Annotated in this window: 29 protein-coding genes, 2 tRNA genes and 1 other RNA gene; 11 read left to right on the top strand and 21 right to left on the bottom strand. The window is 72.7% G+C overall.

Annotated features, from left to right (window positions below):
• Positions 1 to 14: 14 nt before the first annotated feature.
• On the bottom strand, positions 15 to 467 hold the full coding sequence (locus tag EES41_RS18060; protein ID WP_123079478.1) for a MarR family winged helix-turn-helix transcriptional regulator: 453 nt from the start codon (positions 465 to 467) through the stop codon (positions 15 to 17).
• A 102-nt stretch (positions 468 to 569) separates the two neighbouring features.
• Here EES41_RS18060 and EES41_RS18055 point away from each other — a divergent pair, with 102 nt between their 5' ends.
• Positions 570 to 809, top strand: coding sequence for a hypothetical protein (locus EES41_RS18055; RefSeq protein WP_008740992.1), 240 nt, complete (start codon positions 570 to 572; stop codon positions 807 to 809).
• A gap of 88 nt (positions 810 to 897) precedes the next feature.
• On the opposite strand, the gene EES41_RS18050 is transcribed toward EES41_RS18055, so the two are convergent.
• From EES41_RS18050 to EES41_RS41465, 11 genes are all read right to left on the bottom strand, one after another.
• A complete protein-coding gene (locus EES41_RS18050; RefSeq protein WP_254211492.1) occupies positions 898 to 1716 on the bottom strand; it encodes a hypothetical protein in 819 nt (272 codons plus the stop codon).
• A 62-nt stretch (positions 1717 to 1778) separates the two neighbouring features.
• On the bottom strand, positions 1779 to 2618 hold the full coding sequence (locus EES41_RS18045; RefSeq protein WP_037792764.1) for an RNA polymerase sigma factor SigF: 840 nt from the start codon (positions 2616 to 2618) through the stop codon (positions 1779 to 1781).
• Between the two features lie 220 nt (positions 2619 to 2838).
• Positions 2839 to 3792, bottom strand: coding sequence for an RNA polymerase sigma factor SigF (locus tag EES41_RS18040; RefSeq protein WP_254211491.1), 954 nt, complete (start codon positions 3790 to 3792; stop codon positions 2839 to 2841).
• A gap of 263 nt (positions 3793 to 4055) precedes the next feature.
• Entirely contained in the window at positions 4056 to 4217 is a 162-nt protein-coding gene (locus EES41_RS18035) for a hypothetical protein (protein WP_250569487.1), read from the bottom strand.
• 364 nt (positions 4218 to 4581) lie between these two features.
• Complete coding sequence (locus EES41_RS18030) at positions 4582 to 4869, bottom strand: hypothetical protein (RefSeq protein WP_123079475.1); 288 nt, start codon at positions 4867 to 4869, stop codon at positions 4582 to 4584.
• A 209-nt stretch (positions 4870 to 5078) separates the two neighbouring features.
• Positions 5079 to 5165, bottom strand: a tRNA-Ser gene (locus EES41_RS18025).
• 57 nt (positions 5166 to 5222) lie between these two features.
• Positions 5223 to 5651, bottom strand: coding sequence for a tRNA adenosine(34) deaminase TadA (gene tadA, locus EES41_RS18020; RefSeq protein WP_123082543.1), 429 nt, complete (start codon positions 5649 to 5651; stop codon positions 5223 to 5225).
• 113 nt (positions 5652 to 5764) lie between these two features.
• Positions 5765 to 6313 (bottom strand): hypothetical protein, encoded by a 549-nt coding sequence (locus EES41_RS18015; protein ID WP_008740985.1) that lies wholly within the window; start codon positions 6311 to 6313, stop codon positions 5765 to 5767.
• A 335-nt stretch (positions 6314 to 6648) separates the two neighbouring features.
• Positions 6649 to 6843 (bottom strand): hypothetical protein, encoded by a 195-nt coding sequence (locus EES41_RS18010; protein ID WP_037792810.1) that lies wholly within the window; start codon positions 6841 to 6843, stop codon positions 6649 to 6651.
• A 145-nt stretch (positions 6844 to 6988) separates the two neighbouring features.
• Positions 6989 to 7921, bottom strand: a complete 933-nt coding sequence (locus tag EES41_RS18005; protein ID WP_254211490.1) for a universal stress protein — start codon at positions 7919 to 7921, stop codon at positions 6989 to 6991.
• Positions 7918 to 8091: a hypothetical protein gene (locus tag EES41_RS41465; RefSeq protein WP_164495874.1), complete on the bottom strand. Its 174-nt coding sequence runs from the start codon at positions 8089 to 8091 to the stop codon at positions 7918 to 7920. The genes EES41_RS18005 and EES41_RS41465 overlap by 4 nt, the downstream gene beginning before the upstream one ends.
• Before the next feature lie 90 nt (positions 8092 to 8181).
• Between EES41_RS41465 and upp the strand changes: the two genes are divergently transcribed.
• Positions 8182 to 8817, top strand: coding sequence for a uracil phosphoribosyltransferase (gene upp, locus EES41_RS18000; protein WP_123079474.1), 636 nt, complete (start codon positions 8182 to 8184; stop codon positions 8815 to 8817).
• 93 nt (positions 8818 to 8910) lie between these two features.
• Here the strand turns inward: upp and EES41_RS17995 are convergent, their stop codons facing one another.
• Complete coding sequence (locus EES41_RS17995) at positions 8911 to 9546, bottom strand: LytR C-terminal domain-containing protein (protein ID WP_174261821.1); 636 nt, start codon at positions 9544 to 9546, stop codon at positions 8911 to 8913.
• A gap of 103 nt (positions 9547 to 9649) precedes the next feature.
• On the bottom strand, positions 9650 to 9946 hold the full coding sequence (locus EES41_RS17990; protein ID WP_008740979.1) for a type II toxin-antitoxin system VapB family antitoxin: 297 nt from the start codon (positions 9944 to 9946) through the stop codon (positions 9650 to 9652).
• An 87-nt stretch (positions 9947 to 10033) separates the two neighbouring features.
• Here EES41_RS17990 and EES41_RS17985 point away from each other — a divergent pair, with 87 nt between their 5' ends.
• Positions 10034 to 11626: a helicase HerA-like domain-containing protein gene (locus EES41_RS17985; RefSeq protein ID WP_123082541.1), complete on the top strand. Its 1593-nt coding sequence runs from the start codon at positions 10034 to 10036 to the stop codon at positions 11624 to 11626.
• A 60-nt stretch (positions 11627 to 11686) separates the two neighbouring features.
• Positions 11687 to 12601: a glucose-6-phosphate dehydrogenase assembly protein OpcA gene (gene opcA, locus EES41_RS17980; RefSeq protein WP_123079472.1), complete on the top strand. Its 915-nt coding sequence runs from the start codon at positions 11687 to 11689 to the stop codon at positions 12599 to 12601.
• Positions 12602 to 12687: 86 nt separating this feature from the next.
• Here opcA and EES41_RS17975 read toward each other — a convergent pair whose 3' ends face one another.
• On the bottom strand, positions 12688 to 13290 hold the full coding sequence (locus tag EES41_RS17975) for an HhH-GPD-type base excision DNA repair protein (protein ID WP_073774094.1): 603 nt from the start codon (positions 13288 to 13290) through the stop codon (positions 12688 to 12690).
• 103 nt (positions 13291 to 13393) lie between these two features.
• On the opposite strand from EES41_RS17975, the gene EES41_RS17970 reads away from it, so the two are divergent.
• From EES41_RS17970 to EES41_RS17960, 3 genes are all read left to right on the top strand, one after another.
• Positions 13394 to 14218 carry a VOC family protein gene (locus EES41_RS17970; protein WP_123079471.1) on the top strand — a complete coding sequence of 275 codons (825 nt, stop codon included), beginning with the start codon at positions 13394 to 13396 and terminating at the stop codon, positions 14216 to 14218.
• Positions 14219 to 14392: 174 nt separating this feature from the next.
• On the top strand, positions 14393 to 14584 hold the full coding sequence (locus tag EES41_RS17965) for a DUF1059 domain-containing protein (protein ID WP_008740974.1): 192 nt from the start codon (positions 14393 to 14395) through the stop codon (positions 14582 to 14584).
• A gap of 149 nt (positions 14585 to 14733) precedes the next feature.
• A complete protein-coding gene (locus EES41_RS17960; RefSeq protein ID WP_123079470.1) occupies positions 14734 to 15153 on the top strand; it encodes a molybdopterin-binding protein in 420 nt (139 codons plus the stop codon).
• Positions 15154 to 15166: 13 nt separating this feature from the next.
• Here the strand turns inward: EES41_RS17960 and EES41_RS17955 are convergent, their stop codons facing one another.
• The 3 genes from EES41_RS17955 to EES41_RS17945 form a co-directional block, all read right to left on the bottom strand.
• Complete coding sequence (locus EES41_RS17955) at positions 15167 to 15613, bottom strand: molybdopterin-dependent oxidoreductase (RefSeq protein WP_123079469.1); 447 nt, start codon at positions 15611 to 15613, stop codon at positions 15167 to 15169.
• 80 nt (positions 15614 to 15693) lie between these two features.
• Positions 15694 to 18501 (bottom strand): molybdopterin-dependent oxidoreductase, encoded by a 2808-nt coding sequence (locus EES41_RS17950; RefSeq protein WP_123079468.1) that lies wholly within the window; start codon positions 18499 to 18501, stop codon positions 15694 to 15696.
• Entirely contained in the window at positions 18498 to 19325 is an 828-nt protein-coding gene (locus EES41_RS17945) for a xanthine dehydrogenase family protein subunit M (protein ID WP_123079467.1), read from the bottom strand. Before EES41_RS17945 ends, EES41_RS17950 begins: the two co-directional genes overlap by 4 nt.
• Before the next feature lie 227 nt (positions 19326 to 19552).
• On the opposite strand from EES41_RS17945, the gene EES41_RS17940 reads away from it, so the two are divergent.
• Positions 19553 to 21025 (top strand): helix-turn-helix domain-containing protein, encoded by a 1473-nt coding sequence (locus EES41_RS17940; protein ID WP_123079466.1) that lies wholly within the window; start codon positions 19553 to 19555, stop codon positions 21023 to 21025.
• A 40-nt stretch (positions 21026 to 21065) separates the two neighbouring features.
• Here the strand turns inward: EES41_RS17940 and EES41_RS17935 are convergent, their stop codons facing one another.
• On the bottom strand, positions 21066 to 21464 hold the full coding sequence (locus EES41_RS17935; RefSeq protein WP_008740971.1) for a molybdopterin-binding protein: 399 nt from the start codon (positions 21462 to 21464) through the stop codon (positions 21066 to 21068).
• A gap of 9 nt (positions 21465 to 21473) precedes the next feature.
• The gene (locus tag EES41_RS17930) at positions 21474 to 22115 is read right to left on the bottom strand and encodes a TetR/AcrR family transcriptional regulator (RefSeq protein ID WP_123082540.1); all 642 of its coding nucleotides are present in this window, start codon (positions 22113 to 22115) and stop codon (positions 21474 to 21476) included.
• A gap of 158 nt (positions 22116 to 22273) precedes the next feature.
• Between EES41_RS17930 and EES41_RS17925 the strand changes: the two genes are divergently transcribed.
• Positions 22274 to 23176, top strand: coding sequence for an NADP-dependent oxidoreductase (locus tag EES41_RS17925; protein WP_164495873.1), 903 nt, complete (start codon positions 22274 to 22276; stop codon positions 23174 to 23176).
• A 466-nt stretch (positions 23177 to 23642) separates the two neighbouring features.
• A complete protein-coding gene (locus tag EES41_RS17920; RefSeq protein WP_123079464.1) occupies positions 23643 to 24434 on the top strand; it encodes an alpha/beta fold hydrolase in 792 nt (263 codons plus the stop codon).
• Positions 24435 to 24570: 136 nt separating this feature from the next.
• On the opposite strand, the gene EES41_RS17915 is transcribed toward EES41_RS17920, so the two are convergent.
• Positions 24571 to 24658, bottom strand: a tRNA-Ser gene (locus EES41_RS17915).
• A 129-nt stretch (positions 24659 to 24787) separates the two neighbouring features.
• On the opposite strand from EES41_RS17915, the gene ffs reads away from it, so the two are divergent.
• An RNA gene (ffs, locus tag EES41_RS17910) (signal recognition particle sRNA small type) lies at positions 24788 to 24886 on the top strand.
• Positions 24887 to 24912 lie beyond the last annotated feature (26 nt).

The following is a 24912-nucleotide window of genomic DNA, read 5'->3' as shown; positions in this document are numbered from 1 at the left end:
GTGTTTCCTTTGCTCTAGAAGCTCGATCGGAGTCGGGCCAGCAGGGTGTTCAGTACGTCGATGTCTTGGGCCGGCCAGTCAGCCAGGGCTCTTTCCAGTGCGCCGGTGTAGCGGGCGCTCAGGTCGGCCAGCAGGGCCACCCCGGCCGGGGTGAGGCGCAGGATCCGGCAGCGGGCGTCGCCGGGGTCGGTCTCGCGGGCGATCCAGCCGTGGTCCGCCACGTACGTGACGTGGCGGCTGGTCACCGAGACGTCGACCGCCATCAGCTCGGCGAGCCGGCTGAGCCGCATTTCGCCGTGCCGCTCCAGCACGGTGAGGACGGCCGCAGCGCCGGGCGGGCAGTCCGGGGGGAGGTGCCGGGCGAGGTCGCGCTTGACCGCGCCGATGCCGGTGAGCTGGCGGGCCAGCTCCTCGTACGTGCCCCGAGCCGCTCGTACGGCCTGAATCGTCACCGGGCTGCCCCCCATCTCGTTGCTTAGAGCAACCATAAGAGCAGATGGTTGCTACAGGCAAATTAATGGAGGGGGTGGGCGGTAAAGGAATCGGAAAACCCGCTAGGGTCCTGCTCCATGGCTGACAACCACACCACACAGGGCCCCGAGGGCAACTACGACCCCGCGGGCAGCACCCAGATGTTCCGTGCGTTCGTCGAGGAGGCCGCGCCGACCGGGCCCACGACGCCGGGGGCGCGGACGCAGCGGCGCGCGGCGGCCCGGCAGGAATCCGGATCGTCGACGGGCGCGCGGATCGGGCTGGCGTTCGGTCTGCTGCTCATCATCGCGGCGGCGGCCTGGCTGACCCTGCGCTAGAGATCGGGCCGGCTCAGGCGCCGTTCGCGCAGGCGCCGGCCGCTCGGGCGCCGTTCACTCAGGCCCGGCTCGTTCGGCCCCGGCCCGCTCAGGACCAGGTCGCCGTGACGTTCCGGGTCTCCACGCGCATGCCCAGCGGGACGCGCCACGCCTCCAGGCAGACCGTGTAGGTCCGGGTCGCGGCCGTGCCCCCGGCGATCGGCGCCGGGAGGGGCTGTGTCGTGGTGATCGTGGCCCAGTCGATGCCCAGGGCCCCGATGATGTGCGTCGCGAAGGTCACCGTGCCCGAACGGGCCGCGGCGCTGCCGGTGTTGGTGAACGTGACGGTGACCCGCTCGCACCACCGGTCGGACGCCGCCGCGCGCGCCGGAGGGCTCAGGGTCAGCTTCGCCGGGGTGGCCGGACCGCCGCCGCCCGGCGGCGTGGTGGGGGTGGTGGGTGCGGTCGGGCCCGGAGTACCGGGCCGCGGGGTGCCGGGTCGGGTGGCGGCGGGCCCGCCGGAAGGGGCTCCGGGGCCGGGTGAACCGCCGCCCGGGGCGGGCGAGGTGCCGGGCCGCGTCGCGGAGCCGCCGGGTGCGGCGGGCGGGCCCGCGCCCGGGGTGGAACCGGCCGCGCCCTCGGACCCCGGGGCACTGGCCGACGTACTCGACGAGGCGGACGCCCCAACCGACCCAACCGACCCAACCGACCCGGCCGGCGCGTCCGGCGCGGAGAGGGGCTGGAATTCGACCCCGCTCCGGGGTGCCACGTTCTCCCCCGCGCCCCGTTCGGGACCCGGGGCCGCGGCTCCCACGGCCACGTAGCCGTCCGGTGCCGGGCCGCCGCATCCCGTGAGGGCGACGACGGCCGTACCGCACAGGACGAGCCAGGCGAACGTGCCTCGTGGTGCCCGTGGTCCCCTTCGCATCGCGCCAGTTTCACTGACGCTCCGTCAAATGGGAACCCGGGTGCGGCGGATGCGCGGCCGGGCTACTCGCCGATCAGGCCCAGGCGCAGCTGCGCGAGGGTGCGGGTGAGCAGCCGGGAGACGTGCATCTGGGAGATGCCGACCTCCTCGCCGATCTGCGACTGCGTCATGTTGGCGAAGAACCGCAGCATGATGATCTGCCGTTCCCGGGGCGGGAGTTTGGCCAGCAGCGGCTTCAGCGACTCGCGGTACTCGACGCCTTCGAGCGCGGTGTCCTCGTAGCCGAGGCGGTCCGCGAGCGAGCCCTCGCCGCCCTCGTCCTCGGGGGAGGGCGAGTCGAGCGAGGAGGCCGTGTACGCGTTCCCGACGGCGAGGCCGTCGACGACCTCCTCCTCCGATACCCCGAGCACGGCGGCGAGTTCCGGCACCGTCGGCGAGCGGTCGAGCTTCTGGGCGAGCTCGTCACTGGCCTTGGTGAGGGCGAGACGGAGCTCCTGGAGGCGGCGCGGGACGCGCACCGACCAGGAGGTGTCCCTAAAGAATCGTTTGATCTCGCCCACGACGGTCGGCATCGCGAACGTCGGGAACTCCACGCCGCGTTCGCAGTCGAACCGGTCGATCGCCTTGATCAGGCCGATCGTGCCGACCTGGACGATGTCCTCCATCGGCTCGTTGCGGCTGCGGAACCTGGCGGCCGCGTACCGCACCAGCGGCAGGTTCAGCTCGATCAGGGTGTCGCGTACGTAGGCCCGTTCGGGGCTGTCCGCGTCCAGGGCGGCCAGTCGCTGGAAGAGGGAGCGGGAGAGGGTGCGGGTGTCGATGGCTTCCGAGCGGTTGGACACTGCCGGCAGCTCACGCTTGACGAGCGTGAGCACCTTGGAGCTGCCCTGGTCTACGGACATGCCACCCCCTTGAGGTCGCGGACGGTCGCGTTCTCTGCGCGCCCGTCGGAGGAACGCAGCCTCCACCTGAATACCGGAGGCGGGGCTGCGGCAAACGCGGTTCCAGCAGAATGTCACATGTCGGCAACACGCTGTAGCGCCATGTCGACATGTAGTTCCAGCGACAGACCGGAATGAGCCCGTTCTGCCGGAATCGCGGAGCGATCTCCACTCGAACCGGTTACGCCTCGATCCTGTTTGCGGATCGCAGCCGGGCGAAGCTCCGGGCGAGCAGCCGGGACACGTGCATCTGGGAGACGCCCAGCTCGGCACTGATCTGTGACTGCGTCAGATTGTTGTAGTACCGCAGGAGCAGGATCCGCTGTTCGCGCTCGGGCAGCTGTACGAGGAGGTGGCGGACCAGGTCGCGGTGCTCGACCCCGGCCAGCTCCGGGTCCTCGTAACCGAGCCGGTCGAGCAGCCCGGGCAGCCCGTCGCCCTCCTGGGCGGCTTCGAGCGAGGTGGCGTGGTAGCTCCGCCCGGCCTCGATGCAGGAGAGCACCTCCTCCTCGGTGATCCGCAGCCGCTCGGCGATCTCGGGCGTCGTCGGGGTGCGCCCGTGGAGGGTGGTGAGGTCCTCGGTGGCCGCGTTGACCTGGACCCACAGCTCGTGGAGCCGGCGCGGTACGTGGACGGTGCGGACGTTGTCGCGGAAGTACCGCTTGATCTCCCCCACGACCGTGGGCATGGCGAAGGTCGGGAACTGCACCCCGCGGTCCGGGTCGAAGCGGTCGATCGCGTTGATCAGGCCGATGGTGCCGACCTGGACCACGTCCTCCATCGGCTCGTTGCGGCTGCGGAAGCGGGCGGCCGCGTACCGGACGAGCGGGAGGTTGGCCTCGATCAGGGCGCCGCGCACCCGGGTGTGCTCGCCGGTGCCGGGCTGGAGGCCCTTCAGCTGGCCGAACAGCACCTGGGTGAGGGCCCGGGTGTCCGCGCCCCGGCTCTGCGGTCTGGGGGCGGGCGGGGGCTGCTGCGGGGGCTCCGCCGGGGGGTCCTGCGGGGCGTCCTGCTGCGGCGGGACCTGGGAGTCGTGCGGGGAGTCCCGGGCGTCCGGGGAGTTCCGGGCATCCCGTGTGTCCCGGGCGTCCCGCGTGTCCCGGGCATCCCGGGCGTCGTCCTGCTGGGGTGGCACCTGAGGCGCTGTACTGGCCGGCACGGTCACGCCACCCCTTCAGTCGACTATCCGTCAAAAGCGGTCATAGCATCACAAGACATGTGCATTATGTGCAAGCACCGTATATCGCCGTGTTGAGGGCAAGTTGGGCATATTGGGGCGTGCAGGCTATCGCCGCGTGCGGCCCCGGACCCGGCGCCGGACCGCACCGGAACACGAAAAGCCCCCCACGTGCGCGAGTGGGGGGCCGGACGGCCGAAGAACCGATTCAGCGCAGGGGCTCAGCGCACCAGCTCGGTCATGAACGCGCCGATCGCGTGGGCGACGTCGGAGATGCCCTGGAAGCCGAGGAGCACGAGGTCCGCCGCCTTCACCGGCTCGGTGATGATCACGAAGAGCACGAACACGACGAGCGCGCCCATGACAAGCTTCTTGGTCTCCATGAGCGGTGTCGGCCTCCCCAACCGGTACTGCAAAGTCGGGTGAGTCTAACCGGTCGGGTTCGGACACTCACCCGGCCTTTAAGGACCAAGGACCCGGTGGTCCGGGTCCTTTGGCGGTCCGCCCGGCGGCGGGGGGAGCGCAGGATGGGAGGCGAGCCCGCCGGTTCTGGCAGGAAACCGGTGGGTGAGGGACAGGGCCTGACTGCGGGGTCCGAGCCGTCGGCTTCCCCCTGACGCGGCGCGGACTGGCAGGTCCGTCCTCGTCGGGGGAAGTGGTTTGTCCCCCCGACGCCACTTCCCCCGTCCCGTCCCGTACGTCGAAGGCCCCGATCCCGGTCGGGGCCTTCTTCGCGTTCCGGAGGTCCTACTGGATGGCGCCGGCCAGGTCCGTGATCGGCTGTACGGGGGCGATCACGGGCGCCAGCTGGTTCGGCAGGTCCATCACCTGGTTGAGCTGGTTCAGGTCGTTGAGCTTGGCGCCGATGTCCTGGACCGAGTTCGGGGTGGCCCCCTCCGGCATGCCCGGGGCCGCCGTCGGCAGGTCCGGAAGGGTGAGCGGGGCGATCGGGGCGGCGGAGGCGGCCGGCGCGGCGAGGCCCGCGGCGGCCCCCGCGAGGGCGATGGCGGCGAGCATGCGCTGGGTCTTGGTCATGCCGTGACAACGGCCGAGCGGGCGGCCGGTCACGCGGATGTCCCCCGTAGGGCCCTCCGGTGCCCCGGCGCAGCCGCGGACGCCGGGCGCGGACGCCGGCCGCGGACGCCGGGCCCCGTACCCCGGTTCCGGAGACCCGGCCCCCGCCGCGTGCGCACCGGAAAACGCCGAGAGCCCCGACCCTTGCGGGGCGGGGCTCTCGATCAGAGCGGTAGCGGTGGGATTTGAACCCACGGATAGCTTGCACCATCACACGCTTTCGAGGCGTGCTCCTTCGGCCGCTCGGACACGCTACCGAGAGAGAGCTTAGCCCAAGGTGGCCCGTGCTCTGAAATCCGTATCCGCGGGGCCCGTCAGAGATCGCGGAAGAAGTCCGTGAGCTGCCGGGCGCACTCCTCGGCGAGCACCCCGCGGATCACCTCCGGCCGGTGGTTGAGCCTGCGGTCCCGTACGAGGTCCCACAGCGACCCCGCCGCGCCCGCCTTCTCGTCCCCCGCTCCGTAGACGACACGGGCCACCCGCGCCTGTACGAGCGCGCCGGCGCACATCACGCACGGCTCCAGGGTCACCACCAGGGTGCACCCCGGAAGCCGCCATTCCCCGAGCTTGGCGGCCGCACGGCGCAGTGCCAGCACCTCGGCGTGCGCCGTGGGATCGCCGGTGGCCTCCCGTTCGTTGTACCCGGTGGCGAGGAGCTCCCCGTCCGGGCCGAGGACGACGGCGCCGACCGGCACGTCGCCGGCCGGTACCGCCCGGGCGGCCTCCTGGAGCGCCAGGCGCATGGAGGACCGCCACGGGTCCCGGACGGGATCGCCGACGCCACCGGGGTCGCGTGCGGGATCCCGGCCGGGTTCGGAACCGGGGTCGTGCGTAGAGGTCGTGTACGGGTCGGTCACTAGCGGACGGCCTCCAGCACCTCGGTGGCGCCGAGCGAGTCGGCGATCTCCGAGAGGGCGTCCCCGTCGAGGGTCATCAGTTGTTTGTGGCTCACCCCGAGGTCGTCCAGCAGCCGGGGATCGCCGAGCGGACCGGCCGGCACCGGCTCCGCGCCGGTCCCGCCCTTCTCGTCCGCGTCGTCGTCCTCGTCCGTGAACGCGGCGATGGATTCCTCCTCGCCGTCCTCGGTGCCGTCCAGGTCCAGCTCGTCGAGTTCGTCGTCCTCCTCGTCGCTGCCGAGCAGCTCGTCGGTCAGCATCGAGCCGTAGGAGCTGCGGGAGGCCGCGGAGGCGTTGGATACGAAGTACCGCGGGTCCTCCTCGCCGTCCACGCGGACGACGCCGAACCAGGCGTCCTCCTGCTCGATGAGGGCGACCACCGTGTCGTCGTCGACAGCGGCGGACCGGGCGAGATCGATCAGATCACTCAGAGACTCGACATCGTCGAGTTCCATGTCGCTCGCTTCCCACCCGTCTTCGGTGCGCGCGAGCAGTGCGGCGAAGTACACCGTGACTCTCCCACTGGTCATAGGCGTGCCGGTTGGAGGTCCCCCCGGCCGGAGGTTGGGGGTGGAACGGCCGTCGTGCTCACCGTTCATGCCCCGCCCAATCGGCATCGTGGCAGAAACAGCGGCTTTGCGAGAGGTCTTCCGCGCTGCGTCGTTCCGTGCCGTGTGCTCGGCGGGTCTTACGGGGCCTGCCCGGCGGGGCTCCGAACGGGGTCGGCGAGGCGTCGGCGCGGCGCCGGAACGGCCCCTCGGGACCCGGTTCGGCGCCCGGCGCGGCGGTTGCTGCGTGTGGCGGTACGAGGGTCACCCTGCGGGGCGCGGCGCACCCCGGCGGACTACCAGCGGAAGGTGCGCATGCGCATCTGCTGGCGCATCCGGGCCGCGCGGGCGCGCCGGGGCTGGACGCGGTCGCGCAGCTCCCGCGCCTCCATCAGGTCGCGCAGGAACTGCGCGCGGCGCGCCCTGCGCTGCGCCGGCGTCTCCGGCGCGTGGAGCTCGTCGCTGTCGTCGGTCGGGTGCACGTCGGGCATCGGCCACCACCCCGGGCTGGTCCGGTCGTCCTCCTCCGCCGGCGCGAAGCAGTCCCCCCGCACCCACCTTCCCCCCGATGGCCCGATTGATGCCACCCCCTCGCAGGTCAGGGACCTCAGTGCCGGATCAGGGGGAGCCGGGCGGTCAGCCGTCGTCCCGCAGCGGCGGCACGACGGCCACCGGACCGTGCGCGTGCTGGAGCACCGCGTTCGCCACCGACCCGATCAGCAGGGACCGCACCCGCGGATGGTGGCGGCCGACCACGACCAGCGCCGCCGACCGCGAGGCGTCCACCAGCGATCCCGCAGCGTCCCCCGGCACGGCCACCTGCTCGACCGGCACGTGCGGGTACCGCTCCCGGTACGGGGCCAGCCGCTCCGTCTGGGACCGCAGCATCTCCCGCTCGGCCGGCACCCCGTCGCCGCCGTCGGCCAGCCCCTCCGGAGTGATCACCGCGAAGGGGGAGTCGATCAGCGCCACCGGCGAGGGCGGCACGGCGTACGCGGAGACCACCTGGACAGCGGTCCCCCGCGCGGCCGCTTCCGCGAACGCGAAGTCGGGTACGTCGTCGGGCGTCTCGGCGGCGTGCAGCCCGAGCACCACCCGGCCGGCCGAAGCCCCCTCGGCCGCCCCCGCGCTGCGCGCCCCGTGCGGGACCACCACCACCGGACACGGCGCGCTGGTGGCCACCGCCCGGCTGTTCGAGCCCAGCAGCAGCGTGGCGAACCCGCCGCGCCCCCGCGAGCCCATCACCAGCATCAGGGCCTCGGCCCCGATCACCCGGAGCGCCTCGGGGACGGAGCCCTCCAGGGACTCGTACCGCATCTCGGCGGGGAGTTCGGGGGCCCGCGCGAGGAGGGCCCGCAGGTTTTCGGCCACCGGATCGACGAACGCGTCCGGCTCGGACCGGTCGTGGAGGGAGCTGCGGCGGCCCGCGTACAACTGGGAGCTGTCGGACAGCACATGGGCGACCATCAGCCCCGCCCCGTGCCGCAGGGCCTCGGTCCGGGCCCATTCCAGGGCCACCAGGCTGTGCTCGGATCCGTCGACGGCCGCGATCACCAGTCCGTTGCTCACCAGTCCAGCGTGCTGGCCATCGCGCGGGCGCGCATCCCCGGCGGTCCGGTCACGCGGACCGGCGTGTCCACCGGCGTGTCCACCGGCGTGTCCGCCCCCACGCACACCCGCGTGTCCGCCCGCGCGTCCACCCACACGTACACCCGCGCGGACGCTTCGGGTCGGCTCACCGCGTAGCCTTTTGCGTGTGGGTCGCGTGTTGCGGCCGTTTGCGCAGGTCGCAGGTCGAAAACCCGAAGCTTTGAGTCTTGGAGGATGTTGTGCGTTTGCAGGTCGTCGATCACCCGTTGGTGGCGCACAAACTGACCACCCTGCGCGACAAGCGCACCGACTCCCCCACCTTCCGCCGGCTCGCCGACGAGCTGGTGACCCTGCTGGCCTACGAGGCCACCCGTGACGTGCGCACCGAGCAGGCCGACATCGAGACCCCGGTCGGCCTGACCACCGGCGTGAAGCTGTCGCACCCGCGCCCGCTGGTCGTCCCGATCCTGCGCGCCGGTCTCGGCATGCTGGACGGCATGGTGCGGCTGCTGCCGACCGCCGAGGTGGGCTTCCTGGGCATGGTCCGCAACGAGGAGACCCTGGAGGCCTCCACGTACGCGACGCGCATGCCGGAGGACCTCTCCGGGCGCCAGGTGTACGTGGTCGACCCGATGCTCGCCACCGGCGGCACGCTGGTCGCGGCGATCCAGGAGCTCATCAAGCGCGGCGCCGACGACGTCACGGCCGTGGTGCTGCTGGCCGCGCCCGAGGGCGTCGAGGTCATGGAGCGCGAGCTGGCGGGCACGCCGGTGACGGTGGTGACGGCCGCCGTGGACGAGCGGCTCAACGAGCACGGCTACATCGTGCCGGGCCTGGGCGACGCGGGCGACCGCATGTACGGCTCGGCCGAGTAGGACCCGCGCCCGGACGGACTCCGGTGACGACGGCCACGCGTACGGGAACGCGTTCACGCTCCCGTACGCGCGGCCGGTCACGTTCAGGTCAGGTCAGCACTTCTTGGCGACCGCGGGCACCGGGTTGGCCAGCAGGGCCAGCGCCTTGTCCGCGTCCTCCTTGGTGCTGAGCTCCTTGAAGGAATCGCCGAGGATCAGGTCGATGTCCGCGGTTTCGCGCGTGTCGCTCTGCTGGGTGGTGCCGGCGAGCTGGGTGCCGAGGACGGAGTAGGCGGCCTTGTCGGTCTTCGGGGAGCCCAGCAGTATTCCGGTGCCGGGGACCTTCTTGTCGAAGTCGGCCGGGGCGTTGCCGACGTTGCCGACGGTGAAGCCGCGTTTGCGGAGTTCGTCGCCTACGGCCTTGGCGAGCCCCGCGCGCGGGGTCGCGTTGTAGACGTTGACCTTGATCTGGGCGGGCTGGGGGAGCGCGACGGCCGGTTTCGGGGACGCGGCGGCCGCCGAGGCGGCGGCGGGGCCGGCCTTGGGCGCCGTGGTCGGACAGTCCTTGCCCGCGGCCGCGTTCCGCTTGGCGGTGTCGCCGCGGAACACGTCGATGAGCTGCAGAGCCCCGTAACCGAGCAGGGCGAGCGTGAGGACCGAGCCGAGCAGGGCGAGCACGATCCGGCGGCGACGCCGCGGACGGCTCATGCGGGGGTAGGCGGCTCCCGTTACGCGGTACTTTCCGCCCATGCCGGGGGGAGTGAGCATGCTCATGGGCGCAGCGTAGTGCCGTACCGGAACGATGCCTACTAAATGATCTGTTGATCGGGTAAGGCAGACCCGAAAGGCGCAATCAGTCCATCTCGAGGACGCGTGCGTGCAGCACCTGGCGCTGCTGCAGGGCCGCGCGCACGGCGCGGTGCAGCCCGTCCTCCAGGTAGAGGTCGCCCTGCCACTTCACGACGTGCGCGAAGAGGTCGCCGTAGAACGTCGAGTCCTCGGCGAGGAGCGTTTCGAGGTCCAGCTGCCCCTTGGTCGTCACGAGCTGGTCGAGCCGGACCGGGCGCGGGGCGACATCCGCCCACTGCCGGGTGGTTTCCCTGCCGTGGTCGGGGTACGGCCGCCCGCTTCCGATGCGCTTGAAGATCACACGGAAAGCCTACCGGGCCGGTGCCTGCGGGCGCAGCCTCGTACCAGCGGTGCAAAAGTGACAAGGAGTGCTAATTCGGGAGTGATCATGAGCGAGAGCACCGACCCCGCGTCTCCGGCCGGCCAGATCGCCGCCGGGTACGCCTTCGCCGGGCCCGCCCTCGACCTGGGCGCGCTGCTCTGGGGCGGGGCCTGCCGACCCGACCTGCAGATCCGGATTCCGCTGTCGATGCTCAACCGGCACGGCCTCGTCGCGGGTGCCACCGGCACCGGCAAGACCAAGACCCTCCAGCTCGTCGCCGAGCAGCTGTCGGCGAACGGCGTCCCCGTCTTCCTCGCGGACATCAAGGGCGACGTGTCGGGGATCTCCGTGCCGGGCGTGGCGAACGAGAAGGTGACCGGGCGGGCCGCGGACGTGGCCCAGGAGTGGGAAGCCACCGGATTTCCCTGTGAGTTCTACGCGCTGGGCGGGATCGGCACCGGCATTCCGGTACGGGCCACCGTGACGGGTTTCGGCCCGGTGCTGATGTCCAAGGTGCTCCAGCTCAACCAGACGCAGGAGCAGTCGCTCGGCCTGATCTTCCACTACGCGGATTCCAAGGGCCTGGAGCTGATCGACCTCAAGGACCTCCGGGCGGTCGTCGCGTTCCTCGTCTCCGACCAGGGGAAGGCCGAGCTCAAGGGCATCGGCGGGCTCTCCACGGTGACGGCCGGGGTGATCCTGAGGGCGCTGACCGCGTTCGAACAGCAGGGCGCGGGCGAGTTCTTCGGCGAGCCCGAGTTCGACACGAGCGAATTCCTGCGGACGTCCGCGGACGGCCGCGGGCTGGTGTCCGTACTGGAACTCCCGGCGGTGCAGGACAAGCCGCAGCTGTTCTCCACCTTCCTGATGTGGCTGCTGGCCGACCTGTACGCGGACCTGCCCGAGGTCGGCGACGTGGAGCAGCCGAAGCTGGTCTTCTTCTTCGACGAGGCGCACCTGCTGTTCAACGGCGCCTCGAAGGCCTTCCTGGAGTCCATCACCCAGACGGTCCGGCTGATCAGGTCGAAGGCGATCGGGATCTTCTTCGTGACCCAGACCCCGAAGGACGTACCGGCGGACGTGCTGGCCCAGCTCGGCAACCGGGTGCAGCACGCGCTGCGCGCCTTCACCCCGGACGACGCGAAGGCGCTGAAGGCGACGGTGAAGACCTTCCCGAACTCCCCCTACGACCTGGAGGAGCTGCTGACCGGGCTGGGCACGGGCGAGGCGGTGGTCACCGTACTCAGCGAGAACGGCGCCCCGACGCCGGTGGCGGCGACCCGGCTGCGGGCCCCACAGTCGCGGATGGGGCCGGTCGAGCCGGCGGCGCTGGAGCAGGCCGTGAAGTCCTCGCCGCTCTACTCGCGGTACGCCGAGGCGGTGGACCGCGAGTCGGCGTACGAGAAGATCAGCGCCGAGCAGGCGGCCGCCGAGGCGCAGGCGGAGGCCGCCGCGGCGGCAGCGGCGGCCGAGAAGCAGGCCAAGGAGCAGGCCAAGGAGGAGCAGAAGACCGCCCGCGGCGCGCCCAAGCCGGATCCCTCGCTGGCGGAACAGGTGGTGGGGAGCGGGCTGTTCCGCTCGCTGGCCCGGTCGGTCGGGACCCAGCTGGGACGGGAGATCTCGCGGTCCCTCTTCGGGACGGCGAAGCGGAGACGATGACTCCGGTCGGATGTTCGTACCGGGTGCCCGTTCCCGGGCGGACGCTGACAGACTCGGGGCATGCGGACCGAACTCACCGACACCACGTCCAGCAAGATCGACCGGGCGCTGCTCGCCGCCCGACGGGCCGTCGGCAGCCCCACCATGGGGCTGGTGCTGACCCTGGTCATAGCCACCGACGAGGAGAACGCCTACGACGCCGTGCGCGCGGCCTCCGAAGCCTCCCGCGAGCACCCCTGCCGGATCATCGTGGTGATCAAGCGGACCTCACGCGGGCCGCACAAGCTCCGCCAGACCCGGCTGGACGCCGAACTGCGCGTCGGCTCCGACGCCGGGTCCGGGGAGATCGTGGTGCTGCGGCTGCACGGGGAGCTCACCGGACAGGCCGGTTCCGTCGTCCTCCCGCTGCTGGTGCCGGACGCCCCCGTGGTGGCCTGGTGGCCCGCCGACGCCCCCGCCGACCCGGCCCGCGACGCGCTGGGCGCGCTGGCGCAGCGCCGGATCACGGACGCCGACGCCACCGCGGACCCGATCGCGGCGCTGGCCGAGCGGGCCGCGTCGTACGCCCCCGGGGACACCGACCTGGCGTGGACCCGGCTGACGCCGTGGCGGGCGCTGCTGGCCGCCGCCCTGGACCAGAAGCCGGTTCCGCTGACGGGCGGCGGCGTGGAGAGCGAGGCCGGCAACCCGAGCGCCGAGCTGCTGGCGCGCTGGCTGGAGGAGCGGCTCGCGGTGCCGGTGGACCGGCTGGCCACCGACGGCCCGGTGATCACCGGGGTCCGGCTGGACACGACGGCCGGGGAGATCCGGGTGGACCGCCCGGACGGGGCACTGGCCACGCTGATCCTGCCGGGCGCCCCGGACCGTACCGTCGCGCTGAAGATCCGCAGCACCGCCGAGCTGCTCGCGGAGGAACTCCGGCGGCTGGACGCGGACCTGAGCTACGCGTCGGCGCTGCGCCGGCTCCCGGCGTAGCGTCCCCCGCGGGCGGTCCGCGGGCGGTCCGCGGGCGGTCCGCGGCGGTCCGGCCGCGGGTCGGCCGCGGGTCGGCCGCCGGTCGGTCAGCCGGAGGCGGCCTTCTGCTCCGCCTTCGCGGCGGCCTTCATCTCCTGCTTGTGCGCCCGCACCTTGGCCAGGGACTCCGGGCCGGTGATGTCGGCCGCCGAGCGGTAGACGTTCGCCGGGCCGTAGCCGCCGGCGGCCTCCCGCCAGCCCTTCGGGCGGACGCCGAACCGCTTGCCGAGCATGGCCAGGAAGATCTGCGCCTTCTGCTCCCCGTAGCCGGGCAGGTCCTTCAGCCGCCGCAGCACCTCGGCGCCGGTGCCGACGCCCTTCCAGACGGCCTCCGCGTCCCCGTCGTAGTGCTCCACCAGGTACGCGCACAGCTGCTGGATCCGCTTCGCCATCGAGCCGGGGTAGCGGTGCACGGCCGGCTTCCGCGAGAGCAGCGCGGCGAAGGCCTCCGGGTCGTACGCGGCGATCGCGTGCGCGTCCAGATCGTCGGCCCCGAGCCGCTCGGCGATCGTGTACGGCCCCGAGAACGCCCACTCCATCGGGACCTGCTGGTCGAGCAGCATGCCGACGAGGGCCGCGAGCGGGCTCCTGGCCAGCAGCGCGTCCGCCTCCGGCTGCTGGGCCAGACGCATCGTGATGTCCTTGTCCATGGCTCCAGCCTCCCCCTCGGACGCGCTCCCCGCGCGGTCGCCGCACCGCGCGCCTAGCGTGTGTCGGGTACGCCGTCGGACCCGACACAGGAGTCGATCGAGCATGAGTGAGTACCCGGAAGGCGCCCCGTGCTGGGCGGACGCGATGTTCGCCGACGTGGAGGCCGCGAAGGCCTTCTACGCGGACGTGCTGGGCTGGACCTTCGGCGAGGCGTCCAGCGAGTACGGCAACTACACGCAGGCCTACTCCGACGGCAAGGCGGTGGCGGCCGTGGTCCCGCCGATGCCGGGCGCGGACGCCCCGTCGCAGTGGTGTCTGTACTTCGCCTCGCCCGACGCGGCGGCCACCGCCGAGAAGATCAAGTCGGCGGGCGGCGAGCTGCTGATGGAGCCGATGCGGGTCGGCACCTTCGGCACGATGGTGATCGCGAAGGAGCCGAGCGGCGCGGTCTTCGGCGTCTGGCAGCCGGGCGAGCACAAGGGCTTCGAGAAGGCGGGGAAGCCGGGCTCGTTCGCCTGGGCCGAGGTCTTCTCCCGGGACGTGGGGAAGGTGGACGGATTCCTCCCGAAGGTCTTCCCGTACGAGGTCCAGCAGATGGACATGGGCGACAGCCCCGAGGGCGCGGCCATGGACTTCAAGATCTTCAGCCTGGGCGGGCGCGGCCCCGAGAACGCGGTGCTGGGCCGGATGGGCATGGGCGACGAGTTCCCGCCGGAGATCCCCTCGTACGTCCAGGTCTACTTCGGCGTCCCGGACTGCGACGAGGCGGTCTCCAAGGCCCAGAAGCGGGGTGGTCAACTCCACTTCGGTCCGATGGACAGCCCGTTCGGACGTTTCGCGGCCCTGACCGACCAGCAGGGCGCGGCGTTCGCGGTGATCGACATGTCGAAGACGTCGGGAGAGATGCCGCAGACGAAGGACGCCTAGCCCCCTAGCCCCTAGCTCCCAGCCCCTTGCCGCCAGCCCCTCGCCGCCGGCCGTCACGGGCCGTCACGGGCCGTCACGGCCGGCTCCGGCTGAGCCGGCCGTATCGCCCGGTGAGGGCCCGGCTTCCGTTCCTGCGGTCCGCGGAGGATCGTGGGGAGAGAAAGGAGGCGCGTCATGCGCAAGGTCATGGACTGCAGGGAGTACCCCAGCGACATCGGGTGCACCCTGACCATCATGGGTGAGGAAGACGAAGTCATGGGGGCGGCCGTCCAGCACGCCGTCGCCGTGCACGGCGAGGAGGACACTCAGGAGTTCCGCGATGCGCTGCGCGGCATGCTGAAGCCCGAGGTGCCCCAGCACGCCTGACACCCCGCAGCCGCAGGGGCGAGCCGGTCGGGTGGTTCCGGGTGGCGGATGCGACCGGCTGAACACCGGTCAACGCGGCGGTGCCTACGGTCGGTCCCGTGCGGTCGCCCCCGACCGCACGACACGCCTACACACGAGGTCAGCCACTCATGAGCCTGAGCATCCGCAACCAGATCCCCGGCACCGTCACCGCCGTCACCAGCGGTGAGGCCATGACGACGGTCAAGGTCCGGCTGGAGGGCGGCCAGGACATCATCGCCGCGATCACCACCGACGCCGTCAAGGACCTCGGCATCACCACGGGCACCGCGGTCAAGGCGCTGGTCAAGGCCACCGAGGTGGCGCTCGCCACCGCCGCCGTCGACGGGATCAGCATCCGCAACCAGATCCCCGGCACCGTCGCCGACATCGCCTCCGGCGGTGCCATGGCCTCCGTCAAGGTCGACGTGAACGGCGGCGGGCTGACCGCCGCCATCACCAACGACGCCGTGGAGGCGCTCGGCCTGGGCGCCGGCTCCTCCGTCGTCGCGCTGATCAAGTCGACCGAGGTCTCCCTCGCGACCGTGTGATCCGGCCGCGTCTTCACATGCCCAGGCTCGGCGGGGACAGCGCGCCGAACCACACGTGCGTGACCGCGCTGACGTAGCGCGCCCCGCACAGGTCCGTGGGGACCACCAGCTGGCAGCCCGCCTCGTCGAGGTCCTCCCCGTCGAGGCGGGTCGCCAGCAGCACCGGGCTGTTGCCGAAGTCGGCGTCCAGCTCGGCCCAGGACAGCACCGTGTGGTGGCCGTCCCCGCCGCTGACCGCGATCAGGAACCGGCTGCGGTCCTTGCGGCGGCGCGCGTCGAAGGCCGGGCCCGCGTGCGCGACGACGTCGCGGAGCAGCGGGCCCTCGAACACGTGGTGCTGCGGGCCGTTCGTCGCGCAGTCGAACGTGACCTCGGCCCGGTGCTGTACCCATTCCCGCAGGTCCGCGGCGCTCAGGGTCGCCGGGTGGTCCAGGTCTCCGTGGAGCATGAGTTTGGCCATGGGGATGTCATGCCCGGGAGCGCCCGTTCCGGAACCTCGTCTGCAAGGTCGTTAGCTTGTTATAGGCAGCAGATGAGCGCTCATTGGTCGCCTGTGCCTGGCAGATCCGGTGACCGTTTCCGTGCCCGTTCCAGCGCGATCCTCTGCCACACCACGTCACGCGTCACCGGCAGCTCCGTGAAGCGGATCCCCGTCGCGTCCCGGAGGGCGTTCGCGAAGGCCGGAGCCACCGGGTTGAAGGGGCTCTCGCTCATGGACTTGGCGCCGAGCGGACCGATCGCGTCCGAGGTCTCCATGAAGTGGACCTCGGTGCGCGGGACGTCCGCGTACTGCGGCAGCCGGTAGCGGCGGAACGCGGCCGTGGTGACCTCCCCGCGCTCGTCCACCCGTACCGTCTCGAACAGCGTCGCGCCCAGCGCCTGGGCCACGCCGCCCTCCACCTGGCCCCGGCACTGCATCGGGTTCATGACCTTGCCGGCGTCCGCCGCGTGCACGCTGCGCAGGATCCTCATCTCGCCCGTGTCCGGGTCGACCGCCAGCCGGAACCACTGCGCGTTGAAGGCGACCGAGCGGGGGGAGCCGCCCCAGTGGCCGTCCGCGGCGATCTCGTCGAGCGCGTTCCTGTCGTACGCGGCCTCGTACAGCTCCTTCAGGGTGACGGTCCGGCCCGCGCAGTCGAAGGCCTCGGCCCCCAGCTCGCACAGGTGCCGGGCGACGCCGGTGTGCCGGGCCGCGAAGGTCCGCAGCCGCTCGGCGAGGGAGTTCGCCGCCAGCATCACGGCCTTGCCCGCCACCACCGTGCCGGCCGAGCCGAAGGCGCCGGTGTCGTGGCGGACCACGTCCGTGTCGGACTGGCGGACCGCGATCCGGTCGACCGTGGTGTTCAGCGCGCCCGCGGTGATCTGCTTGTGGACGGTGGTGGTGCCGTTGCCGAACTCGGCCGTGCCGACCGCGATGTCGTACGTGCCGTCGCGCAGCAGGCTGACCCGGGCGTCGGCGAAGTGGCCGCCCGGCGGTCCGGTCGCGATCATGGCGACGGCCGCTCCCGTGCCGGTGAGCCAGCCCTCGGGGACGTCCTCGTGGCTGCGGTCCTCGGCGATGGCCTTGCGGACGACGTCCATGCACTGCTTCATCCCGTACGAGGCGATGAACAGGTCCTCCTCGTGACCGATCGGGGTCACCAGGTGGTCGCCGGCGCCGATGACGTTCTTCTCGCGCAGGACGAGCGGGTCCATGCCGAGCTTGACGGCGAGCTCGTCCATCACCGATTCGAGGGCGAAGAGGACCTGGCCCAGGCCGTAGCCGCGGAAGGCGCCCGCCGGTACGCCGTTGGTGTAGACCGAGTACGCCTCCACCTCCTTGTTCGGCGCCTTGTAGACGGCGAAGGACTCGCCCACGCTGTGGAACATCACCGCCGGGCCGTGGTTGCCGTAGGCGCCGGTGTTGGAGAGCACGCGGATGCGCAGGGCGGTGAGGGTGCCGTCGGCCTTGGCGCCGATCTTGATGGTGATCTTGAAGGGGTGGCGGGTGGTGGCGCCGTAGAACTGCTCGGCCCGGGTGAATTCGAGTTTCACCGGGCGCCGCAGCTTCAGGGCGGCGAGGACCACGATGTCCTCGGTGAGCATCTCCTGTTTGCCGCCGAACCCGCCGCCCACGCGGCCCGCGACGACGCGGACCTCGTCCTCACCCAGGTCGTAGAGGGCGCACAGCGCCCGCCGGGTCAGGAACGGCGCCTGGGTGGAGGAGCGGACGGTGATGCGCTCGCCGTCGCCCGACTCCTTGGGCTCGAAGTACGCGACGCTCCCGTGGGTCTCCAGGCTGGCGTGCTGCACGCGCTGCGTCTGGAAGGTCTCCTCGTGGACGACGTCCGCTTCCGCGTACCCCTTCTCCATGTCGCCGAGCGTGTGGTGGACCTCGCCGCACACGTTGTTCTCGGCGCGGAAGATCCCCGACTCGGGGCCCTTGGGGTGCAGGACGGGGGCGCCCGGAAGCATCGCCTCCTCCGGGTCGATGACGTACGGGAGTTCCTCGTACGTGACGACCACGCGCCGGCAGCCCTCCTCGGCGGCCTGCTCGCTGTCGGCGACGACGGCCGCCACGCGCTGGCCGACGAAGCGCACCACGTCGTCCAGGACCCGGGTGTCCATCGGGTCCTCGGTGGGGTGCTCGTGGCGCGCCGAGGAGTACAGCCGGTCGGGGGCGTCGTGGTGGGTGAGGACGGCGCGCACCCCGGGGACCCGGAGGGCGTCGCGGGTGTCGATGCCGACGATGCGGGCGTGCGGGTGCGGGGAGCGCAGCAGCTTCATGTGGAGCAGCCCGGGCACCTCGACGTCGAAGGTGTAGCGGGCGGTGCCGGTGACGACCAGCGGCCCGGCCGGGGCGCCGAGGGACCGGCCGACAGCCTGGCCGGCCTCGGGCAGCTCGGTGTGCTTGACCCCGCGCACGGCGTCCTCGATGGCGCGGTAGCCCGTACAGCGGCAGATGTTGCCCTTGAAGGCGCGCGGGAGGTCGTCGAGCTTGCCGTCGTCGTGGGCGGTGCCCCGCTCCGCCTGGAGCGCGGCCGTGGTCATCAGGAAGCCGGCCGTGCAGAAGCCGCACTGGAAGCCCTGGGCGTCGAGGAACTGCCGCTGGGCGGGGTGGAGCTCGCCGCCCGCCGCGGCGAGTCCCTCGACGGTGGTCACCGAGCGGCCCCCGGCCCGGACGGCCGGGTAGAGGCAGCTGTGCACCGGCTGCCCGTCGACGTGGACGGTGCAGGCGCCGCAGTCGCCCTGGTCGCAGCCCTTCTTCACGCCGAACCAGCCGCGCTCGCGCAGGTAGGTGCGCAGGCACTGGCCGGCCCGGGGCTCGGTGTCGAAGCGCTCCTTGTTGATCTCGATCTCGTAGCTCATCGGGAAACCTCCTCCAGCGTGAGTTCGCGGCGGATCTCCTCGGCCAGGAGCAGCGCCATGTGGCGCCGCCAGGCGGGCAGACCGTGGATGTCGTCGAACCATTCGTCGGGCCGGACGGTGTCGTCGATCGCCGCCCGCAGCCCGGCGGCGGTGGGCGGCAGGGCGAACCAGAAGCGGAAGGGGCGGGTCGTGGCGGCGGAGACGGTCAGCGAGAACGAGCCGTCCTGGGGATCGGACGTGCCGATGACCAGCGCGCCGGAGCGCCCGAGCCCGTAGAGCGAGGCCTGCCGGAAGGCCGTACGGCACCCCAGCGCGCGGGCGGGGACCCGGACCGAGCGGAGCAGCTCGCCCTCGCGCAGGTCCTTGACGCCCGCGCCGAGGACGAAGTCGGTGACGGGGAGCCGGCGGGTGGCGCCGTCCTGGCCCTGGAGCAGGCAGCTGCCGTCCAGGGCGGCGGTGAGGGAGACCATCGGGCCGGCGGGGAGGCCGTTGCAGAGGTTGCCGCCGACGGTGGCCATGTTCCAGATCTTGAAGCTGGCCAGGAAGGCCCGGCAGCACTGCTCGACGAGCGGGGCGGCCGTGGCCGGCAGGGTCCGGCCGAACCGGGACAGCTCGGTGATGGTGCAGGTGGCGGCGATGTCGAGGGAGCCGTCGGGCTGCCAGGACAGTGGCGGCCAGCCCATCCGGGACAGGTCGATCAGGCGGCGGACGTGCGGCTGCGGCTCGGAGAAGAGGTACGTGCCGCCGCCGAGCCAGGCGTCGCCGGGGCGCCAGGGTTCGCGGCGGCGCGCGTCGCGTACGTCGAGCACCGTGTTGAGATCCAACGCGCGCCGCCTTTCCGTTCTGCTGTTCGCCGGCCGTTTCAGCCAGTGAAGCAACGCGGAGGGGGCCGGGACGACTGTGGCCGGACACGGAAAGCGGCCGGCTCCGGAGGGTCCGCCCTGGACGATCAACCAGGAGCCCCTCTGCGCCCTTGTCCTTGCATTTACGATGGGCTTTCTCGTATTCACCTGGCGAATGTGGGTCATGCCCACCGCAAGGAGTCCCTGCCATGCATGTCCTCGACCTGCTCCAGTCCGACAGCCTCGGCCTCACCCTGCTCTGGGGCGATGAGGACCTTCTCGGCCAGGAGGTCAACGGCGTCACGGCCACCGACCTGGAGGAACCGGGCCGGTTCCTGGGGCCCGGGGAGCTCGTCCTGAGCGGACTGGTGTGGTGGACGGCGGGCGACCTCGCGAAGGCGGACCGGTTCGTCTCCGCGCTCGCCGCGGCCGGGGCGACCGCGCTGCTGGCCGGCGAGGAGACCCACGGCAAGGTCCCCGACGAGCTGGTCGCGGCCTGCCGGGCCCACCGGGTGCCGCTGGTGGCCGTGCCCGCGCGGACCAGCTTCCGCGCGGTGACCGAGGCGGTGTACCTGCGCCAGTGGGGCGACCTGAGCCGCCGTCCGACCCGGCTGTTCGCCCTCCCCGAGAACGTGCGCGGCGAGCTGAGCCGGCTGCTGGAGGGCGGGGCCGGCCCGGCCGAGCTGCTCGACCGCGCCTGCGCGCACTTGGGGCCCGTGGCCTGCTACCTGCTCACCGCGACCGGCCGCACGGTGGCCCGTACGCCCTGCGCCCCGGCCGTTCCGGCGCGGCGGCCCGGTTCGGTGCGCGGCGGGGTCTCGCTGCGCGTCGGGGCCGAGAGCTCGCCGTACGACGCCTGGCACCTGTACGTGCCCGACGCGGACGCGGCCCCGCCGCGGGTGCTCCACGAGATCGCCGAGGTGTTCGCCCAGTACCGCGACGGGCAGGCGCGCCGGGTGGCCGCCGGGCGCGCGGCGGGGCAGGAGCTGATCGGGCTGCTGTCGGGGGACGGCCCGGCGGATCCGGGGGCGCTGGAGGAGGCCCTCGGCGCGGCCGGGCTGCCCGCGGGCGGGCCGTACCGGGTGCTGGCCGCCACCTCGGGCGACGCCCTCGCGGAGGCGCTGGGGCACCTGGGGGACGCGGCCCGGTACGCCGTGGGGGACTCGGCGGCGGTCCTGTACGAGGACCCCGGCGCGGAGGGCGATGTGACGGGCCTGCTCCGCTCGGTCTGGCCGCTGCTCCAGGCGTGCGGCGCGTCGGCGCCGGACGCGGGGGCGGACACCGCGCTGCGGCTGGGCGTGGGCTCGCCGGTCCCCGGGGCGCAGCGGCTGCGGGCTTCGCTGGGCCAGGCCCGGTTCGCGCTGACGGCGGCCGACCCGGAGGCTCCGGTGCGCGGGGTGGAGCAGCTGGACACCCTCGCGGAACTGCTGGCCGGGGTACCGCGGGAGGTCCGGGCGGTGTTCGGGACCCGGACGCTGGGCGCGCTCGGGGAGGGGATGCTGCGGGAGACCCTGGAGGTGTTCCTCGCCAACAACTGCTCCTGGACGCGCACGGCGGAGGCGCTGCACCTGCACGTGAACACCGTGCACTACCGGATCGAGCGGGTGGAGACCCTGACGGGCCGTGACCTGTCCCGGCTGGACCACAAGCTGGACCTGTACGCGGCGCTGCGCTGCCTCTGACCCGGCCGGCTGATCGACCCGTCACGCGGCCGCGGCGGCGTCACGGGACGTCGATGTGGACTTCCGTGGACTTCACGCGGGCCGTGACGCTGACCCCGACCGCGATGCCGAGTTCCTCCACCGACTCCCGCGTCACCACCGACACCACGCGGTGCGGGCCCGACTGGACCTCCACCTGGGCGGCCACGTCGTCGAGCCGGACCGAGGTGACGATCCCGGCGAAGGCGTTCCGTACCGAGGTGGCGGCGGCGGTTTCCGGCACCGGGTGCAGCCCGGCCGCCCGCTCCTTCGCGAAGGCGGCGAGCACCACGCCGTCCACGGCCCGGGCCCCCTCGGCGACGCGCCGCACGGGCAGCCGCCCGGCGTCGGCCCAGCGGCGGACGGTTTCGGGGCTCACGCCCAGCAGGCCCGCGGCCTGCCCGATCGAGTACGAGGGCACGCGCGCAGCCTAGCGCCGCTCCCGCGCCGGGCGGTCGCCGTGGCCGTCGCGACCGTCGCCACCGTCGCCGTCTTCGAGTCGCAGGGTCGTGAGCCACTGGGCGACGACGGCGTCGATGAAGGCGTCGGTGGCCTGGGCGCGGTCGAAGAAGAGCCGGGCGACGACCGGCCCGTACAGCAGGGTGTACTCCTCGGCGCTGATCCGCACCCCGGCGGGCTCCAGCATCCCGTTGAAGGCGGCGTGGCGGTCCTCGACGATGTGGACGAGGGCCTGCGCGCTGTCCGGGTCGTGGTCGGCCTGGGCGGTGACGGCGAGGACGGCGGGGCGGACGGCGGGGGCGTTCATGCCGTCGCGCATGCTCTTCAGCCAGGCGGTGGCCACGGTGCGCACATCGGTGCCGGGTTCGGGGTAGTTGCCGAGGTCGGGGCCTTCGAGGATGAGGTCCGAGAGCAGGGCGGCGCGGTTGTGCCAGTGCCGGTAGACGGTCTGGCGGGTGACGCCGGCCCGCTCGGCCAGCAGGGCGTACGTCAGCCCTTCCGGGCCGGCCTCGGACAGCAGTTCGCGCGCGACGGTGATGATCCGCGCGCGGGTGCGCTGGACCCGCGGATTGCTCAGGGTCGGCTTGCGGCGGTGCACGGGGGTCGACGACATGAACGACACCCTACCTAAAAATCATACATGCCGTGTGATCTGTGTCATGTCAGCTGGCCTTCGCGAATCATACTCAACGTGTGATACACAGGAATGGCAATCACACGCACCGAATGATTCAGGGCGTGTGCGGCTTCCCCTCTTTCCGGGAGTTCCTGATGTCCACTGCGATCGCTTTCTCCGAGTACGGCGGGCCCGAGGTGTTGCGGCTGTCGGAGGTCACCCCGCCCGAGCCGGGGCCCGGCCAGGTCCGGATCAAGGTCAAGGCCGCCTCGGTGAACCCGCTCGACATGAAGATCCGCTCCGGGCTGATGGCCGATGTCATCCCGGCCCGTTTTCCCGTGATCCCGGGCCTGGACGCGGCCGGTGTCGTCGACGCGGTCGGCGAGGGCGCCGACGCGGCCGTGGGCGACGAGGTTCTCGGCGCCACCGCGGGCGGCGGCTACAGCGAGTACGCCCTTCTCGACCGACCGGTGGCCAAGCCCGCCGCCCTGTCGTGGGAGACCGCCGCCTCGCTGGTCACGGTCGGGCAGACCGCGTTCCGCGTCCTGGGCCAGCTGGGCGCGGGGGCGGGGCAGACGCTGCTCATCCACGGCGCCGCCGGCGGCGTGGGCGTCGTCGCGGTGCAGTTGGCCGTCGCGCGCGGCGTCACCGTCATCGGCACCGCCGCCGAGCGGGACCTGGAGCAGGTGGGCCGCCTCGGCGCCACCGCGGTCCGCTACGGCGACGGCTGGGCGGAGCGGGTGAAGGCCGCCGCCCCGGGCGGGGTGGACTTCGTCTTCGACGCCTCCGGCGCCGGCGTGCTCGCCGAGTCCGTCGCCCTGACCGGCGACGCCACCCGGGTGACAACCATCGCCGACATGGCCGCCGCGCGGCACGGCGTGCGCTTCAGCGCGGGCACCGGCGAGGAAGGCCAATCCCTCCCGGAGCTGGCGCGACTGGCCGCCGACGGACGGCTCGCCGTGCCGGTCTGGCGCAGCTACCCCCTGGCCGAGGCCGCACGGGCCCACGCGGACCTGGAGGCTCGCCTGGGCCGCGGCAAGGCCGTCCTGCTGCCCTGACCCCGTGCCGCCGCCTCGCGCCCTGGCGCGCGAGGGGCGGCCGCCCCGGCCCGCCCGGCCGCGCCGGGCCCACCGGCCCTCACCGGTCCCGACCGGCCGCGCCGGCCCCACCGGCGCCGACCGGCTTTCGCCCGGCCGCGCCGGGCCTGGCCAACCCCGCCGGGCTTGGCCGAACCCCGGGCCTGGCCAACCCCGCTGGGCCCGCCAGAACCCGTCGGCCCCCTGGCCAACCCCGCCGGCCACGCCTAACCCCGCCGGTCACGCCCGGCTCCCGCCGAGTCGGCCGGTCACGCCCGGCTCCCGCCGAGTCGGCCGGTCACGCCCGGCTCCCGCCGAGCCCACCGGTCACGCCCAGCTCCCGCCCGGCTCGGAACCCACCCCGCTCCCCCAGGAGCGGATCCGTTTCCGGGTCGCGGCGCCGCACCCCCCACTGACGTTCGCTCCTCCAAGAAAAGGAACCCCAACCATGTCCGCACGTCCCCTGCCCGAAGCGACCTTCGCCCGCACCGTCCTGGGCTCCGGCCCCGGTCTCGCCCTCGCCCACGGCGCCGGCAGCAGCGTCGACCAGACCTACGGCCCGATCCTTGAGGGCCTGGCCGCCGGCCACAAGGTCGTCGGCGTCGACTACCCCGGCAGCGGCGGAACTCCCCGGTCCACCACCCCGCTGTCGCTGGACGACCTGGCCGACCAGCTCGTCGCCGCCGCCGTCGCCGAGGGCCTGGAGACCTTCGCGGTCTCCGGCTACTCGCTGGGCGGCCCGGTCGCCATCCGCGCGGCGGCCCGCCACCCCGAGCGCGTCACCGCGCTGGTGCTGACCGCGACCTTCGCCCGCCCCGACAACCGGCTCGCCCTCTCCGCACCGATCTGGGGCAAGCTGGCCGAGACGGACCAGGAGCTGCTGGCCCAGTTCCTGGTCATGATGGCCACGGGAGCCGACGCGCTGGGGGCCATGGTGCCCGAGCAGCTCCGGCAGGCCGTGGCGTACACCGCCTCCGGCATCGCCGAGGGCTCTCCCGAACACGCCGAACTCGTCGACCGGATCGACGTCCGCGACGACCTCGGCCACATCCAGGTGCCCACCCTGGTCGTCTCCACCACCCAGGACTGGTTCGCCTCCACGCGCCTGCACCACCAGCTCGCCGAGAACATCCCCGGCGCCCGGCTCGTGGAGATCCCCACCGGCCACCTGCCCATGGTGGAGCGCCCCGGGGAATGGCAGAAGCTCATCACCGACTTCCTCGCACAGCACGCCGCCTGATCACACGTACGCGGAGCCGTTCGGCGAAGCGCTGCGGGGCCCGTCCCGGGGCGACCGGGGCGGAAGGTGAGACGGAGCAACGCAGAAGGCCCCGGCCGGTTTCCCGGTCGGGGCCTTCAAGTGCCCGGTGAGGCACTGGCGGAGGATACGAGATTCGAACTCGTGAGGGGTTGCCCCCAACACGCTTTCCAAGCGTGCGCCCTAGGCCACTAGGCGAATCCTCCGCCGCAAACAATACAAGACGTTGAGGGGTGCTCGCGAACGTGATCGTCCGCGGAGGATCCGAAGGGGATCCGAGGGGGATCCGGGGAAGGCCCGGCTCGATTCCGGGGGCTTCCATCCGCTAGGGTGGGGCCAGCCCCTCACGTGGCGCTATCTCACCCAACTCCCCCAGGGCCGGAAGGCAGCAAGGGTAAGTGGGCTCTGGCGGGTGCGTGGGGGGCGCTTTGCGTTCCGGGGCGGTCCGTCCCCGGACGGT

This window comes from Streptomyces sp. ADI95-16 (assembly GCF_003721495.1).
GTDB classification, from domain to species: domain Bacteria; phylum Actinomycetota; class Actinomycetes; order Streptomycetales; family Streptomycetaceae; genus Streptomyces; species Streptomyces goshikiensis.
The sequence above is the reverse complement of the archived record's forward strand: the minus strand, read 5'-3'. Positions and strand labels throughout refer to the sequence as shown.

Coding starts and splice junctions, on each gene's coding strand:
- EES41_RS17950 (WP_123079468.1), bottom strand. CDS start 18,501: ATGAGCTACGAGATCGAGATCAACAAGGAGCGCTTCGACACCGAGCCC.
- tadA (WP_123082543.1), bottom strand. CDS start 5,651: ATGCGCCTGGCGCTCCAGGAGGCCGCCCGGGCGGTACCGGCCGGCGAC.
- EES41_RS17995 (WP_174261821.1), bottom strand. CDS start 9,546: ATGGGCGGAAAGTACCGCGTAACGGGAGCCGCCTACCCCCGCATGAGC.
- EES41_RS18035 (WP_250569487.1), bottom strand. CDS start 4,217: ATGGAGACCAAGAAGCTTGTCATGGGCGCGCTCGTCGTGTTCGTGCTC.
- EES41_RS17930 (WP_123082540.1), bottom strand. CDS start 22,115: ATGTCGTCGACCCCCGTGCACCGCCGCAAGCCGACCCTGAGCAATCCG.
- EES41_RS18060 (WP_123079478.1), bottom strand. CDS start 467: ATGGGGGGCAGCCCGGTGACGATTCAGGCCGTACGAGCGGCTCGGGGC.
- EES41_RS17985 (WP_123082541.1), top strand. CDS start 10,034: ATGAGCGAGAGCACCGACCCCGCGTCTCCGGCCGGCCAGATCGCCGCC.
- EES41_RS17970 (WP_123079471.1), top strand. CDS start 13,394: ATGAGTGAGTACCCGGAAGGCGCCCCGTGCTGGGCGGACGCGATGTTC.
- EES41_RS17925 (WP_164495873.1), top strand. CDS start 22,274: ATGTCCACTGCGATCGCTTTCTCCGAGTACGGCGGGCCCGAGGTGTTG.
- EES41_RS17955 (WP_123079469.1), bottom strand. CDS start 15,613: ATGGCCAAACTCATGCTCCACGGAGACCTGGACCACCCGGCGACCCTG.
- EES41_RS18050 (WP_254211492.1), bottom strand. CDS start 1,716: ATGCGAAGGGGACCACGGGCACCACGAGGCACGTTCGCCTGGCTCGTC.
- EES41_RS18030 (WP_123079475.1), bottom strand. CDS start 4,869: ATGACCAAGACCCAGCGCATGCTCGCCGCCATCGCCCTCGCGGGGGCC.
- EES41_RS17965 (WP_008740974.1), top strand. CDS start 14,393: ATGCGCAAGGTCATGGACTGCAGGGAGTACCCCAGCGACATCGGGTGC.
- EES41_RS17960 (WP_123079470.1), top strand. CDS start 14,734: ATGAGCCTGAGCATCCGCAACCAGATCCCCGGCACCGTCACCGCCGTC.
- EES41_RS17975 (WP_073774094.1), bottom strand. CDS start 13,290: ATGGACAAGGACATCACGATGCGTCTGGCCCAGCAGCCGGAGGCGGAC.
- EES41_RS18055 (WP_008740992.1), top strand. CDS start 570: ATGGCTGACAACCACACCACACAGGGCCCCGAGGGCAACTACGACCCC.
- EES41_RS18010 (WP_037792810.1), bottom strand. CDS start 6,843: ATGCCCGACGTGCACCCGACCGACGACAGCGACGAGCTCCACGCGCCG.
- EES41_RS18045 (WP_037792764.1), bottom strand. CDS start 2,618: ATGTCCGTAGACCAGGGCAGCTCCAAGGTGCTCACGCTCGTCAAGCGT.
- EES41_RS17920 (WP_123079464.1), top strand. CDS start 23,643: ATGTCCGCACGTCCCCTGCCCGAAGCGACCTTCGCCCGCACCGTCCTG.
- EES41_RS17940 (WP_123079466.1), top strand. CDS start 19,553: ATGCATGTCCTCGACCTGCTCCAGTCCGACAGCCTCGGCCTCACCCTG.
- opcA (WP_123079472.1), top strand. CDS start 11,687: ATGCGGACCGAACTCACCGACACCACGTCCAGCAAGATCGACCGGGCG.